This is a genomic window from Streptomyces sp. CRCS-T-1, from assembly GCF_024442335.1.
GTDB lineage: Bacteria > Actinomycetota > Actinomycetes > Streptomycetales > Streptomycetaceae > Streptomyces > Streptomyces koelreuteriae.
This window is the reverse complement of the sequence record NZ_CP101651.1, coordinates 2,627,233-2,641,814: the sequence shown is the minus strand read 5'-3', so window position 1 is coordinate 2,641,814 and position 14,582 is coordinate 2,627,233. Positions and strand designations below refer to the sequence as shown.

The 14,582-nt window shown below is 70.9% G+C and carries 14 protein-coding genes; 10 read left to right on the top strand and 4 right to left on the bottom strand.

Annotated elements, in window-relative coordinates; genetic code table 11:
• Positions 1–81: 81 nt before the first annotated feature.
• The 3 genes from rsgA to NNW99_RS11560 all read right to left on the bottom strand — a co-directional run bounded on the left by rsgA (position 82) and on the right by NNW99_RS11560 (position 3,259).
• On the bottom strand, positions 82–1,092 hold the full coding sequence (gene rsgA / locus NNW99_RS11570) for a ribosome small subunit-dependent GTPase A (protein WP_215118618.1): 1,011 nt from the start codon (positions 1,090–1,092) through the stop codon (positions 82–84).
• 17 nt (positions 1,093–1,109) lie between these two features.
• A complete protein-coding gene (gene aroA, locus NNW99_RS11565) occupies positions 1,110–2,426 on the bottom strand; it encodes a 3-phosphoshikimate 1-carboxyvinyltransferase (RefSeq protein WP_215118617.1) in 1,317 nt (438 codons plus the stop codon).
• Between the two features lie 110 nt (positions 2,427–2,536).
• A complete protein-coding gene (locus tag NNW99_RS11560) occupies positions 2,537–3,259 on the bottom strand; it encodes a M50 family metallopeptidase (protein ID WP_215118616.1) in 723 nt (240 codons plus the stop codon).
• A 50-nt stretch (positions 3,260–3,309) separates the two neighbouring features.
• Between NNW99_RS11560 and NNW99_RS11555 the strand changes: the two genes are divergently transcribed.
• From NNW99_RS11555 to NNW99_RS11510, 10 genes are all read left to right on the top strand, one after another.
• Positions 3,310–4,125: an SOS response-associated peptidase gene (locus NNW99_RS11555; RefSeq protein ID WP_215118615.1), complete on the top strand. Its 816-nt coding sequence runs from the start codon at positions 3,310–3,312 to the stop codon at positions 4,123–4,125.
• A 10-nt stretch (positions 4,126–4,135) separates the two neighbouring features.
• Positions 4,136–4,783, top strand: coding sequence for an alpha/beta family hydrolase (locus tag NNW99_RS11550; protein WP_215124235.1), 648 nt, complete (start codon positions 4,136–4,138; stop codon positions 4,781–4,783).
• Positions 4,784–5,039: 256 nt separating this feature from the next.
• Positions 5,040–5,726: an RNA polymerase sigma factor SigR gene (gene sigR, locus NNW99_RS11545; protein WP_215118614.1), complete on the top strand. Its 687-nt coding sequence runs from the start codon at positions 5,040–5,042 to the stop codon at positions 5,724–5,726.
• A complete protein-coding gene (gene rsrA / locus NNW99_RS11540) occupies positions 5,723–6,034 on the top strand; it encodes a mycothiol system anti-sigma-R factor (RefSeq protein WP_215118613.1) in 312 nt (103 codons plus the stop codon). Before sigR ends, rsrA begins: the two co-directional genes overlap by 4 nt.
• A gap of 163 nt (positions 6,035–6,197) precedes the next feature.
• Positions 6,198–7,529: an HD-GYP domain-containing protein gene (locus NNW99_RS11535; RefSeq protein ID WP_215118612.1), complete on the top strand. Its 1,332-nt coding sequence runs from the start codon at positions 6,198–6,200 to the stop codon at positions 7,527–7,529.
• The gene (locus tag NNW99_RS11530; protein ID WP_215118611.1) at positions 7,526–8,773 is read left to right on the top strand and encodes an HD domain-containing protein; all 1,248 of its coding nucleotides are present in this window, start codon (positions 7,526–7,528) and stop codon (positions 8,771–8,773) included. Before NNW99_RS11535 ends, NNW99_RS11530 begins: the two co-directional genes overlap by 4 nt.
• 117 nt (positions 8,774–8,890) lie before the next feature.
• Positions 8,891–9,871: a hypothetical protein gene (locus tag NNW99_RS11525; protein WP_215124234.1), complete on the top strand. Its 981-nt coding sequence runs from the start codon at positions 8,891–8,893 to the stop codon at positions 9,869–9,871.
• Between the two features lie 137 nt (positions 9,872–10,008).
• The gene (def, locus tag NNW99_RS11520) at positions 10,009–10,659 is read left to right on the top strand and encodes a peptide deformylase (protein ID WP_215118610.1); all 651 of its coding nucleotides are present in this window, start codon (positions 10,009–10,011) and stop codon (positions 10,657–10,659) included.
• Between the two features lie 295 nt (positions 10,660–10,954).
• The gene (cyc1, locus tag NNW99_RS11515) at positions 10,955–12,040 is read left to right on the top strand and encodes an epi-isozizaene synthase (RefSeq protein WP_215118609.1); all 1,086 of its coding nucleotides are present in this window, start codon (positions 10,955–10,957) and stop codon (positions 12,038–12,040) included.
• Entirely contained in the window at positions 12,037–13,404 is a 1,368-nt protein-coding gene (locus NNW99_RS11510; RefSeq protein WP_215118608.1) for a cytochrome P450, read from the top strand. The genes cyc1 and NNW99_RS11510 overlap by 4 nt, the downstream gene beginning before the upstream one ends.
• Positions 13,405–13,418: 14 nt before the next feature.
• On the opposite strand, the gene NNW99_RS11505 is transcribed toward NNW99_RS11510, so the two are convergent.
• Positions 13,419–14,381 (bottom strand): GlxA family transcriptional regulator, encoded by a 963-nt coding sequence (locus NNW99_RS11505; RefSeq protein ID WP_215118607.1) that lies wholly within the window; start codon positions 14,379–14,381, stop codon positions 13,419–13,421.
• Positions 14,382–14,582: the final 201 nt, after the last annotated feature.

Below are 14,582 nucleotides of genomic sequence, written 5' to 3'. Positions count from 1 at the left end.
TAAGTGACCGCTTGCATTCGGCTTGGTGCGATGAGTGATTATGCACTTACCGTCCGCCCGCCATGACAAACAACGCTGAGGTCAGTCGCCTTCCTTCCGCTCCCGCGTGGCCAGCAGCCGCCGCAGCGAGTACAGCCGCGCCGGGTCCGCGTGCCCCTCGGTCACCCACGCGTCCAGCGCGCAGTCCTGTTCGTCGTGGCTGCACGCGCGCGGGCAGCCCTCGGTGCCCGGCTCCAGGTCGGGGAAGGCGTGGATGACCCGGGACGGGTCCACGTGGTGCAGCCCGAAGGACCGCAGGCCAGGGGTGTCGATCACCCAGCCGTCGTTGTCCGACAGCGGCAGTGCCAGCGCCGAGGTGGTGGTGTGCCGGCCTCGGCCCGTCACCGCGTTCACATGCCCGGTCGTACGCCGCCGCTCCTGAGGTACGAGCGCGTTGACCAGGGTCGTCTTGCCGACTCCGGAGTGCCCGACGAACGCGGTGATCTTGCCGTCGAGCTGTTCGCGCACCCGGGCGATGGCGGTGCCGTTCTGCAGTTCCTCGCGGCTGGTGACGACGTAGGGCGTGTCGAGGTCGCCGTACAGCTCCAGGAGCTTGTCGGGCGGGGCGAGGTCCGACTTGGTCAGCACCAGCAGCGGGTCCAGGCCGCCGTCGTAGGCCGCGACCAGACAGCGGTCGATCAGACGGGGGCGGGGTTCCGGGTCGGCCAGGGCGGTGACGATGGCCAGCTGGTCCGCGTTGGCGACGACCACGCGCTCGAACGGATCGTCGTCGTCAGCGGTCCGTCGCAGCACGGAGGTGCGTTCCTCGATGCGGACGATCCGGGCGAGGGTGTCCTTCTTGCCTGACATATCGCCCACGAGCGCCACGCGGTCGCCGACCACGGCGGCCTTGCGGCCCAGCTCGCGGGCCTTCATCGCCATGACCACGCGGTCATCGACGAGGCAGGTGAGGCGGCCCCGGTCGACGGTGAGGACGAGCCCCTCGGCGGCGTCCTCGTGCTTGGGCCTGATGTTCGTCCGGGGCCGGGTGTTCCGGCGCCCGGGACGGGTGCGGATGTCGTCCTCGTCGGTGTGCTTGCCGTAGCGGCGCATGACGTGATCCCCGCGTCCTACGCCCCGAGCATCCCGGTCCACAGATCGGGGAAGTCCGGCAGCGTCTTGGCCGTCGTCGCCACGTTCTCGATCTGCACCCCCTCGACCGCGAGGCCGATGATCGCACCGGCCGTGGCCATGCGGTGGTCGTCGTACGTGTGGAAGATCCCGCCGTGCAGCCGGCGCGGGCGGATGTGCAGGCCGTCGGCCGTCTCCGTCACGTCGCCGCCGAGTTCGTTGATCTCCTTCGTCAGCGCGGCCAGCCGGTCCGTCTCGTGCAGCCGCAGATGGGCCACGCCGCGCAGGGTCGAGGGGGAGTCGGCGAGCGCCGCGACCGCCGCGATGCCCGGCGTCAGCTCGCCGACCTCGCTCAGGTCGACATCGATGCCATGGACCGAACCGGAGCCGGTGAAGGCGAGGCCCTGCTCGGTCAGCTCGCAGGAGCCGCCCATCTCGGTGAAGATCTCGCGCAGCCGGTCACCGGGCTGGGTGGTGCGGTCCGGCCAGGCCGGGATGACGACCTTGCCGCCGGTCACCAGCGCGGCCGCCAGGAACGGCTGGGCGTTGGACAGGTCCGGCTCGATGACCAGGTCCCGGCCGAGCAGGGCACCCGGCGTGACCCGCCAGACGTTCGGCTCGCCGCCCGACTCGGGCGTGTCCACCTGGGCGCCGACCGCGCGCAGCATGTCGACGGTCATCCGGATGTGCGGCATGGAGGGCAGCGTGGCGCCGGTGTGGCGGACCTCGACGCCCTGGTTGAAGCGCGGCCCGGACAGCAGCAGCGCGCTCACGAACTGCGACGAGGAGGACGCGTCGATCGAGACCTGGCCGCCCTCCAGGGCACCGCTGCCGTGCACGGTCATCGGCAGCGCGCCGCGCCCGTCGTCGTCGATCCGGGCGCCGAGCCGGCGCAGCGCGTCGATGACTCCGTTCAGCGGACGCTCGTACGAGCGGGGGTCACCGTCGAACCGGACGGGACCGTCGGCGAGCGTGGCGACCGGCGGCAGGAAGCGCATCACCGTGCCGGCGTTGCCGACGTCGACCGTGGCCGGTCCGCGCAGGCCCGTGGGGAGCACACGCCAGGCCTCGCCGGTGCCGTCGGGGCCCACGCCCTCCTCGATCTCGATGCCCATCGCGCGCAGGGCACCGGCCATCAGCAGGGTGTCGCGGGAGCGCAGCGGGCGGCGCAGCCAGCCGGGCTCGGAGGCGAGGGAGGCGAGGACGAGGGCGCGGTTGGTGACGGACTTGGACCCGGGCACGTGGACCGTCGCGTCGACGGCTCCGCTCGCGTGCGGGGCGGGCCAGAGGGCGGTGTCTGCGGTGTTCGGGGCCATGCCCTTACTTTATAAGCAGGCCGTACTTCGAGTGCGGCGCCGTGGGAGCTGCTCGCGCCCGCGCGGCGGAGCCGCACATCGGCACAGCCCCGCGCCCCTGGGTCGGCTGGTCACAAGCCCAGTAGCCAGCGACCCCCACCTATCAGCGAGCACAGCGACACCGCGTGGAACAGGAAGAACCACAGCCCCGCCGGTACGTGCGTCAGGCGCGACAACTGGTCCGCGTCCGAGTCGCCCGCGCCGCCCCGGGCCCGCTTCGCCTGGAGTTCGAAGGCCGGGCGGACCCCGCCCAGCAGCAGGAACCACACCACCACGTACGCGAACGCCGCCTGCACCTGAGGGCCGGCCAGCCAGGACACCAGGACGAACAGGCCGCCGGTGACGATCATGGTCAGGGCGCCGTACGCGTTGCGGATCATCACGAGCATGGCCAGGAGCAGGGCCGTGGCCAGCCAGAGCAGGAGCGTGATGCGGCCGGCGCCCAGCAGGGCCGCTCCGCCCAGGCCCAGCAGGGGCGGGGCGGTGTAGCCGGCGGCGGCCGTGAGGATCATGCCGATGCCGTGCGGCTTGCCGCGGCTGACGGTCAGGCCACTGGTGTCCGAGTGCAGGCGTATGCCGGTGAGGGTGCGGCCGGTGAGCAGGGCCACGAGCCCGTGGCCGCCCTCGTGGGCGATGGTGATGGCGTTGCGGGAGATGCGCCACAGGCCGTGCGGGATCACCACGGCGAGCGCGGCGGCCAGCGTCGCGATCACCACCCACAGGTCGGGATCGGGCTGCGTGCCGGAGACCTCGTCCCAGAGGGAGGCGAGCGAGGCGGTAGCGGTGCTGTCCATGTGCGGCGTTGGCTCCCTGTGGTCGGATGGAATCTGGCAGTGTGGCACGTATGTGCGGACGGTATTCAGCGAGTCGCAGGCCAGAGGATCTCGCAGGAATCTTTGAGATCGAGAAGTGGGAGCCCGAGGAGACCCTCGAGCCGGACTACAACGTGGCGCCCACCAAAGAGGTCTACGCCGTCCTCGACCGCCCTCTGAAAGACGTGGACGACCCGCGCCCGGTTCGGCAGCTGCGCAAGCTGAAGTGGGGGCTCGTCCCGTCCTGGTCGAAGACCCCCGAGGGCGGCGCCCGGATGATCAACGCCCGCGCGGAGACCGTCCACGAGAAGCCGTCCTTCCGCCGTGCCTTCACCTCCCGGCGCTGCGTCCTGCCCGCCGACGGCTACTACGAGTGGGTCACCGGTCAGCAGGAGCGCGAGCTGGAGGTCGAGGGCAAGAAGAAGCGGCCCCGCAAGCAGCCGTACTTCGTGACACCGGCGGACGGGTCGGTCTTCGCCATGGCCGGGCTGTACGAGTTCTGGCGGGACCGGACGCTGCCCGACGACCACCCGCAGTCCTGGTGGGTGACCTGCTCCGTCATCACCACCGAGGCCGAGACGAGCCCGCTGGCGGTCTCCCCGGCGGACGGCCCGCGGGCCCTGGCCGAGATCCACCCCCGGATGCCGCTGATGCTGACGCCCGACCGCTGGGACGACTGGCTCGACCCCTCCCGCACGGACCCCGACGACCTGCGCGGGCTGCTCGCCCCGCCGCCCGCCGGGCTGATGCGCGCCTACCCCGTCGCCACGGCCGTCAGCAACGTCCGCAACAACGGACCGGAGCTGCTGAAGGAGCTGGAAGGGCCCGAAGAGGGCACACTCTTCTGACGTGACGCATGTGACGAAAGCGACCAGCACGGCCACCGAGACCGTCGAGACCGACGCCGGAACCGCCCGCATCACCTGGCACCCGGCGAAGAAGGCCCGGCTCGTGCTCGCCGTCAGCCACGGCGCCGGCGGCGGTATCGAGGCCCGCGACCTGAAGGCCCTGGCCGAGGTCCTGCCCGCGCACGGCGTGACCGTCGCCCGGGTGGAGCAGCCCTGGCGGGTGGCCGGGAAGAAGCTGGCGCCCGCGCCCAAGACCCTGGACGTCGGCTGGCGCGGCATCTGGCCCGCCCTGGCCGGGCCCGGACTGCCGGTGATCTCCGGCGGCCGCAGCGCCGGGGCCCGGGTCGCCTGCCGTACCGCCACCGAACTGGGCGCGCACGCGGTCCTGGCCCTCAGCTTCCCCCTCCACCCGCCGGGCAAGCCGGAGAAGTCCCGCGCCGACGAACTGCTCGGTTCCGGGGTGCCCACCCTGGTCGTCCAGGGCGGGAACGACCCCTTCGGGAAGCCGGAGGAATTCCCCGCGGGTTCCCACGAACTCGTCGAGGTGCCGTACGGCGATCACGGCTTCGCGGTCCCCAAGCGGGCGGAGATCTCCCAGGACGAGGCCGTGGCGCTCATCACGGACGCGGTCCTGGAGTGGACCGGGTCACTCGGGTAAAGCTCCGGGAATGCCGGGACGGCGAGCACTGTTGTGCGGGACGTACGTGCTGGAGACCAGCGCAGACGCCGTAGGAGAGGAAGTCCGCCGCATGGGTTCGACCATCTGCCCGACCCGCAGCAGCCGTGCCGACCTGGACTGGACGGTGCTGCACGCGGCCAGGACCGCCCCTGTTCGGGCGGCGGGCGGACCGGATCGTCGTCTATCCTCCGATTCGGGTGAGACCGGTCTCGGTCTCACGAGAACACTCGAGGAGGTGGGTCCGGTCACAGGGACCGACGCAGGGACCGAACACGGCCAGGCGGAGCAGCCCGGGGGCCAGAGCGGCACGGGCGCGGAGACGGCCGCGGAGCGCAGTGCGCGCTTCGAGCGGGACGCTCTCGAGTTCCTCGACCAGATGTACTCGGCCGCGCTGCGCATGACGCGCAACCCGGCGGACGCCGAAGACCTGGTGCAGGAGACGTACGCCAAGGCGTACGCGTCCTTCCATCAGTTCCGCGAGGGCACCAACCTCAAGGCGTGGCTGTACCGGATCCTCACCAACACCTTCATCAACTCGTACCGCAAGAAGCAGCGCGAACCTCAGCGCTCCGCGGCCGAGGAGATCGAGGACTGGCAGCTCGCCCGCGCCGAGTCGCACATGTCGACGGGCTTGCGCTCCGCGGAGTCGCAGGCGCTCGACCACCTGCCCGACTCGGACGTGAAGGAAGCGCTCCAGGCGATCCCCGAGGAGTTCCGCATCGCCGTGTATCTCGCGGACGTCGAGGGGTTTGCCTACAAGGAGATCGCCGACATCATGGGCACACCCATCGGTACGGTGATGTCCCGGCTGCACCGGGGCCGCCGTCAGCTGCGCGGCATGCTGGAGGACTACGCCCGTGACCGCGGGATGGTCCCGGCCGGCGCCGGAGAGTCGAACGAAGCGAAAGGCTCGGGGTCATGAGCTGCGGAGAGCCGCACGAGACGGATTGCAGCGAAATCCTCGATCATCTCTACGAGTTCCTCGACCGGGAGATGCCGGACTCGGACTGCGTGAAGTTCGAGTCCCACTTCGAGGAGTGCTCGCCCTGCCTCGAGAAGTACGGGCTCGAACAGGCCGTGAAGAAGCTCGTCAAGCGCTGCTGCGGGCATGACGACGTGCCGGGTGACCTGCGGGCCAAGGTCATGGGGCGGATCGACCTGATCCGTTCCGGCCAGGCCGTCCCCGATCAGGACGTCACGGCCTCGCCTGCCACGCCCCAGGAGTCCTGAGACTCCTGCGCTTTTCAACTACCCCGCCTCTCCAGGGGTAGTCATCCTCTCGGCATCGTCGAACGCGTCACTCGAACGTGCTAATCCATGGGCTATCGGCCCATGGAGCCCCCCATCTGCGGCCTAGGCTCCGGGCCTGACGGACATGGCCGGGGAGGGGCTCATGGAAGCGGTATCGGCGCGGGCACGTGTGTATGTCGCCTCTGTCGCCGTCGCCGCCCTGTGCTGTCTGCTCCCGCTGCCGGGCGTTCGTACGCCCTGGTGGGCCGTCGCCCTGCTGGCCGCGCTGTACGCCGGGTGCGAGCGCGTCGCCCGGTCCCGGTTCGTCGGCATCTCGCATCCGGCCGGGACCTTCTATCCCGTGCTGCTCGCCGGTGCCTTCCTGCTGCCGGCGCCCGCCGCCGCCCTGGTCGCCGTGCCCGCCGCGCTGCTCTCGCCCGTGGAACAGCGGCCCGCGACGCTACGGCGGATCTGGCGGGCCGCCCAGCTCGTCCTCGGCGTGTGGGCCGCTGCCCGGGTGCACTGGGCGCTCGGCGGGCGGGACGCGGTCGTCGCGGGCGACGTCCCCTACGCGCTCGGGCCGGCCGGTGCCGCCGTGCTGGCGTTCTGCCTGGTGCTCGCGCTGCTGGACGGGGGGATCCTCGCCGCCGCCGAGCGGGTGCCGGTGCGGCGCGCCTGGCGGGGGCTGGTGCCGCGTTCGCTCGCGCCGATCGCCGTGCACGGGCTCGCCGGGCTGATGATGGCCGTCCTGTGGCGCAGCCCGTACGGTCCCGTGGCCGCGCTGCTCGTGCTGCTGCCGATGTGCGTCTCGTGGTGGGCGTTCGCCCAGTACCACCGGGAACGGGCCGCCCACCAGGCGACCATCCGGGCGCTGGTGCAGGCCGTCGACATCAAGGACGGGTACACCCGCGGGCACAGCGAGCGCGTCGGACAGGCCTCCATGATGATCGCGCGCGAGCTGGGCATGGACGACGAGCGCGTCGAGGTGCTCCGCTTCGCCGGGATCCTGCACGACGTCGGCAAGCTGGGCGTGCCCACCCGGCTGCTCAGGAAGAACGGGCCGCTGACCCCCGAGGAACGGCGTGTGATCGAGCTGCACCCCGAGTACGGGCACGAGATGGTGCGCGGCATCGGCTTCCTCGGTGAGGCCCGCGCCGCAGTACTGCACCACCACGAGCGGCTGGACGGCAGCGGGTACCCCTACGGGCTGGTGGGCCGTCAGATCCCGGAGTCCGCACGGGTCGTGGCGGTCGCCGACGCCTTCGACGCCATGACCTCCACCCGGAGCTACAGCAGGGCCTGCCCCGTCCCGGTGGCCCTGGAGGAGCTGGAGCGGTGCGCGGGCAGCCACTTCGACCCCGTGATGGTCACGGCCCTGGTCGCGGCCGTACGGAGGGCGGGCTGGCACCCCGCGGTGACCGCCGACGACGTCCACACGCCCCGGGTGCCCCCGCCCGGCGCACCCGTCTCCAGCCGGCCGGGAGCACACCGATGAGCGGGTGCGGGGCGCCGCACCTGCGCACCCTGGTCCACGCCTCCGCCGCCCTCCTCGCCACCGGCTCCCTCGCCGTCACGCTCTACAACGGGCTCGAGGAACGCCGGGTCGCCCTCGCCTTCGGGGTCCTCGTCACCGTCGGGGAGCTCACCCGGCGGGGCGGGGCGCGGATCCGGGAGCCGGCACCGCTCGGAGCCGCGGCGGCCCTGTCGTACGCGCTGCTCGGGGAGGCCGGCGGGCGGGCCACGCACCACGGCCTCGCCCAGGTCCTCGCCGTCGTCCTGGCCGCCTCGCTGCTCGGCAGCGTGCCGCACGTCGCGCGCGGACAGGGGCCCACGCTCGACCATCTGGCGCGCCGCATGCTCACCGTCGGCTTCGTCGCCGTGTGCTTCCAGCCCCCGTACAACCGGGGGATGTTCGACGACTGGGGCGGACCCGCCTACGCGCTGCTGCTGCTCGCGCTGCTGTCCCTGACCGCGCTGTGCGACGCGGTGCTCGCCGCCGCCCTGGCCCACTCGCGCACCGGCTGGCCCTTCGGCCCGGTGCTGCGGGACGAGCTGCGGGCCGTGTGCGGCATCGGCTCCGCCGTCATCGCCACCGGGGCCGTGATGGCCCTCGCGGTCGCCGTGGTCGGGCTGTGGGCGCTGCCCGTCTTCTCCGTGCCGCTGCTGCTCGCCCAGATGTCGTTCCGGCGCTACGCAGCCGTCCGGGCCACCTACGGGCAGACCATCGCCTCCCTCGCACGGGCCACCGAGGTCGCCGGCTGCACCCCCTGCGGGCACGCCCGGCGCGTCGCCGCGCTCGGCCAGGCGGTGGGGCGGGACCTGGGCCTGACCGAGCCCGAACTGGCCGTGCTGGAGTACGCCGCGCTCATGCACGACATCGGCCAGCTCAGCCTCGTCGACCCGGTGCCCGCGGGAGCCACCGCCGACCTGCCCGCGGCGGAACAGCGGCGGATCGCGCTGCTCGGCGGTGCCGTCGTACGGCAGACGGGCGTCGACGAGGCGGTCGCCGTGGTCGTGGAGCGGCAGGCCGACCCCTACGCCGAGCAGCCGCTCGCCGCGCGAATCGTCCGGGCCGTGAACGCGTACGAGGAGAAGTCCAGGGAAGGCGGGCCCGGCGGGCCGCTGACGGCGCTGGAGGAACTCCGGCTCGCCACCGCCGGGAAGTACGCGCCGGAGGTGGTGGAATCACTGGCCCGGGTACTGGCAAGGAGCAGTCTGAGTCTGCCCGTGGCTGGGTAACCCATGGGTAATGAGCGCCTCGGAGGCCGTACGTGGTTGGATGCGAAGGAGAAGGTGTCCGGGGGCTCGAAACACAGCTACGGCCAGCCCACCGCACGGAACTGGCAGGCGGGAATCGTGAGGATCTTCGGCAAGGGACGGCACCGGCCCTCCGCCTCCTGGCGGCAGGCCACAGACCGGGCGTTCACACTTATCGGCGACGGTAGGTACGAGGACGCGGGCGCACTGTTGACACGTGCCGCCGACCTCGAGCCCTGGTTGTCCGAGTCGTGGTTCAACCTCGCCCTGCTGCACAAGTTCCGGCACGACTGGGAGCAGGCGCGGGCGGCGGGCCTCAGGGCCGTGGCCCTGCTCGACCGGGACACCGGTGCGCCCGACTGGTGGAACGTCGGCATCGCCGCGACCGCCCTCCAGGACTGGCCGCTGGCCCGCCGCGCCTGGCAGGCCTACGGGCTGCGGATGCCGGGTTCGGCCACCGCCGCCGGCGAGCCCGTCGGCATGGACCTCGGCAGCGCGGCCGTGCGGCTGTCCCCCGAGGGGGAGGCCGAGGTCGTGTGGGGGCGGCGGCTGGATCCCGCGCGGATCGAGGTGCTGTCCATTCCGCTGCCGTCGTCGGGGCGGCGCTGGGGCGAGGTCGTCCTGCACGACGGGGTGCCGCACGGGGAGCGGACCACGGCCGCCGGGCACACCTACCCGGTGTTCGACGAGATCGAGCTGTGGGCGCCGTCGCCGGTGCCGACCTGGGTGGTGCTGCTGGAGGCGGCGACCGAGTCCGACCGGGACGCGCTGGAGCAGCTGGCGGGTGACGCCGGGTTCGCGGCGGAGGACTGGTCCTCGTCGGTGCGGTTGCTGTGCCGGATGTGCTCGGAGTCCCGGATGCCGTCGGACGAGGGTGACGGGGAGCATCTCGATCCGCATGATCACAGTGAGCCGGGGCATCCCGGGCCGCTGGGGCATCGGACGGACGGGCAGCTGTGGGTGCCGGAGCGGGAGTGCGGGCTGGCCGCGCCGGCTTCGCTGGTGAGGGGGTTGCTGGACGGGTGGGTGGCCGACAGTCCGGATTCCCGGGATTGGCGGGATCTGGAAGAGGTCTGTTAGGTCGCCTGACGGGTGCGGCGCCGCGGGGGCTGGTCGCGCAGTTCCCCGCGCCCCCAAGAAAAAAAGGGCGTCCGATACCGGCGTAACCTGTATCAGCATCTCAGCCCGGTCAGTTTCAGGAAGGCGTACATAACGTCATGGCTCAGCAGGACACCGATCAGCAGCACGCGGGCGTGCTCCCCGTCGATGACGAGGGGTACGTGATCGACACGGAGGACTGCGAGGAGCGCGAGGCGGCCTGGCGGGAGCGGGGGACCTCGCGGCCGATCACGGTGGTCGGGAACCCGGTGCTGCACAAGGAGTGCAAGGACGTCACCGAGTTCGGCGAGGAGTTCCAGCAGCTCGTCGCGGACATGTTCGCCAGCCAGCGCACCGCCGAGGGCGTGGGCCTGGCCGCCAACCAGATCGGTGTCGACCAGAAGGTCTTCATCTACGACTGCCCCGACGACGAGGGCGTCCGCCACACCGGCGTGATCTGCAACCCCAAGCTCGTCGAACTGCCCGCCGAGACGCGCCGGCTGGACGACAGCAACGAGGGCTGCCTGTCCGTGCCCACCGCGTACGCCCCGCTCGCCCGGCCCGACTACGCCGAGGTGACCGGGCAGGACGAGAAGGGCAACCCGATCAAGGTGCGCGGCACCGGATACTTCGCTCGGTGTTTGCAGCACGAGACCGACCACCTGTACGGCTCCCTGTACATCGACCGGCTCTCCAAGCGCGAGCGCAAGGACGCGCTGCGGCAGATGGCCGAGAACGAGCCCCGCTACCCCGTGGTCGCGAACGACTGAGACCTCACACGCACCAGACGAACGGCGTCTGTCCGGGAATCCCGTCCCGAACAGACGCCGTTCGTCTGTGTCGTTCGCCTGTCCGTCGCACGTTCGATCGCTTCTGCTCTCCTGGCGATCCGCCACCAGTCACACACCGGGAGGATCCCGGCACTGTGGGGTAGTGAATGAAGCAAATGCGTTCCCAGAACGGTCAGTTGTAGTGCTGAATGGGATGAGCGGGGTATGCAACGGCGCACGCCCGGCACGAAGGGAGGGGCGCCCGCGCCAACTGGCGGCTGAGAGGGGTTAGTTCGTGCATGCTTTGCCAGACGGCACCACATCGGCACCGACCACCATCGCAGTTCCACCGTCGCTCTCTCTACCGGTGATCGAGGCGGCGTTCGATCGGCAACTCCACCCGTATTGGCCGAAGTGCCAGGAGAAGACCCGGGCCTGGCTGCTCGAAAAGCGGCTCATGCCCGCGGACAAGGTGGAGGAATATGCCGACGGCCTTTGCTACACCGACCTCATGGCGGGGTACTACATCGGTGCCTCCGACGAGGTCCTCCAGGCGATCGCGGACTACAGCGCCTGGTTCTTCGTCTGGGACGACCGGCACGACCGCGACATCGTGCACGGCCGTCCGGTCGCCTGGCGGCGGCTGCGGGACCGGCTGCACACGGCCCTCGACTTCCCCGGGGCGCATCTGCACCACGAGGACCCACTGGTCGCCGGGTTCGCGGACAGCGTGTCCCGGCTGTACGCGTTCCTGCCGAGGACGTGGAACCTCCGGTTCGCCCGGCACTTCCACGCGGTGGTCGACGCCTACGACCGGGAGTTCCACAACCGTACCCATGGAATCGTGCCCACGGTCGACGAATATCTCCGGTTGCGCCGGCTCACCTTCGCTCACTGGATATGGACGGATCTACTGGAGCCGGTCGCGGGATGCGAGATACCCGACCCCGTCCGGAAACACCCGGCATACCGGCGGGCAGCGCTGCTGAGCCAGGAATTCGCCGCCTGGTACAACGACCTCTGCTCCCTTCCGAAGGAAATTGCGGGCGATGAGGTGCACAATCTCGGAATCAGTCTCATCACCCATGAGGGGCTGACTCTGGAACAGGCGGTCGTGGAGCTGAGAAACCGTGTCGAGAAGTGCATCACGGAATTCATCGAGGTCGAAGGGGAAGCATTACGGTTCGCCGACGACCTCGCCGACGGCACCGTGCGGGGAAAGGAACTGAGCGCCGCCGTGCGGGCCTGTCTGAGCAATATGCGCAACTGGTTCAGTTCCGTCTACTGGTTCCACCACGAGTCCGGCCGGTACATGGTCGACAGCTGGGACGACCGGTCCACGCCCCCGTACGTCAACAACGAAGCGGCAGGTGAGAAATGACCGTCGAGTCCGTGCAACCCGAAGCCCTGGCTCCGGATCTGCGTGAGCCGCCCCGGGCGGGCGGCGGTGTCCCCGGCCTCGGCCACGGCTGGAAGCTGGTGCGCGACCCGCTGGCGTTCATGTCCCGGCTGCGCGAGCACGGCGACGTGGTCCGCCTGAAGCTCGGGCCGAAGACCGTGTACGCCGTGACCACCCCGGATCTCACCGGGGCGCTGGCGCTGAGCAACGACTTCATCATCGCCGGCCCGCTCTGGGAGTCCCTGGAGGGCCTGCTCGGCAAGGAGGGCGTGGCCACCGCGAACGGGCCGCAGCACCGGCGCCAGCGACGCACCATCCAGCCCGCCTTCCGGCTCGACGCCATACCCGGCTACGGGCCGATCATGGAGGAGGAGGCGCACGCGCTGACCGAGCGCCTGAGCGCCGGGGAGACCATCGACTGCACCTCCGAGTCGTTCCGGGTGGCCGTGCGCATCGCGGCCCGCTGTCTGCTGCGCGGCAACTACATGGACGAGCGGGCGGAGCGGCTGTCCGTCGCGCTCGCCACCGTCTTCCGCGGGATGTACCGGCGGATGGTGGTCCCGCTCGGGCCGCTGTACAACCTGCCGCTCCCGGCCAACCGCGAATTCAACCGGGCATTGGCCGATTTGCATCTCCTGGTCGACGAGATCGTCGCCGAGCGCCGGGCATCCGGTCAAAAGCCGAACGATTTGCTGACGGCATTGCTGGAGGCGAAGGACGAGAATGGCGACCCCATCGGGGAACAGGAGATCCACGATCAGGTCGTCGCGATCCTCACCCCCGGCAGCGAAACCGTCGCCTCCACGATCATGTGGCTGTTGCATATGCTCGCGGAACACCCTGAACAGGCGGACCGGGTGCGGGACGAAGTAGAAGCCGTCACCGGTGGGAGGCCGGTGGCATTCGAGGACGTCCGGGGGCTCAGGCACACCAACAATGTCGTCGTCGAGGCCCTGCGTTTGCGCCCCGCCGTCTGGATTCTGACGCGCCGGGCGGTACGGGACACGGAACTCGGCGGATACCGGATTCCGGCCGGGGCGGACATCGTCTACAGCCCGTACGCCATCCAGCGCGATGCGAAGTCGTACGACCGGAACCTCGAGTTCGACCCCGACCGGTGGCTGCCCGACCGGGTCAAGGACATCCCGAAGCACGCCATGAGCCCGTTCAGCACGGGCAACCGCAAGTGCCCGAGCGACCACTTCTCGATGGCCCAGCTGACGCTGATCACGGCGGCGCTGGCCGCCGGGTACCGCTTCGAGCAGGTGGCCGGTTCGAACGACGCCACCCGCGTCGGCATCACGCTCCGGCCGCACGATCTGCGGCTGCGGCCGGTGCCGAGGTGACGGGCCGGTGATCGTCAGGCCGCTTCGGGGCCCCTGAACGTGCGCCGGTACGCGTTCGGCGTGGTGCCCACCGCCCGGACGAAGTGGTGGCGCAGCGTGGCCGCGTTGCCGAACCCCGTTCGGCCGGCGATCGCGTCCATCGTCTCGTCCGTCGCCTCCAGCAGCCGCTGGGCCAGCAGCACTCGCTGGCGCAGGACCCAGCGGTAGGGAGTCGTCCCCGTCTCCTGCTGGAAGCGGCGGGCGAAGGTGCGCGGCGACATATGGGCGCGGACGGCGAGCTGCTCGACGGTGACCTCCTCGTCGAGATGCCGCTCCATCCACGCCAGCACCTCGCCGATCGCGTCGGCCTCGGAGATCGGCAGCGGACGCTCGATGTACTGGGCCTGGCCCCCGTCGCGGTGCGGCGGCACCACCATCCGCCGGGCGATCTTGTTGGCGACCTCCGAGCCCTGCTCCTTGCGCACCAGGTGCAGACAGGCGTCGATCCCCGCGGCCGTGCCGGCGGAGGTGATCACCGGGTCCTCGTCGACGTAGAGCACGTCCGGCTCCACGGCCACCCGGGGATACCGCCGGGCGAGGTCCCGCGCGTGCTTCCAGTGCACGGCACAGCGACGGTCGTCCAGCAGCCCGGCCGCGGCCAGCACGAAGACGCCGGAGCAGACGCTGAGCACGCGCGAGCCGCGGTCCACCGCGCGGCGCAGGGCGTCCAGCAGCTCCGGCGGGAACTCACGGGTCGCGTAGCTCTGCCCCGCCGGCACCGCGATGAGATCGGCCGTCTCCAGCCGCTGCAGCCCGTGCTCGGCGTGCAGCGAGAAGCCGGAGTTCATGCGCAGGACCGGGCCCTCGGCCGAGGCGACCGCGAAATCGTAGACCGGCAGGCCGTCGTCGCTGCGGTCGGTGCCGAAGACCTCGCACACCACACCCAGTTCGAAGGGGTTCACGCCGTCGAGCAGGACGACGGCCACATTCTGGAGCATGTCTCCAGTGTGCCTCGCCGGTGGCAGTAATTCGAGGGTCTACGGCAGTACTGCCACTGACGGTAAGGAGTCATCGGCGCGACAGTGGTGTCCATGGAAACGAACCAGGCACAGACACTCATCGCAATGATCTTCGTACTCGGGACGCTGGTCCTCCTGGTCCTCCCGTCAGTGATCGGCCTCGTGCGCGACAAGCGCGTC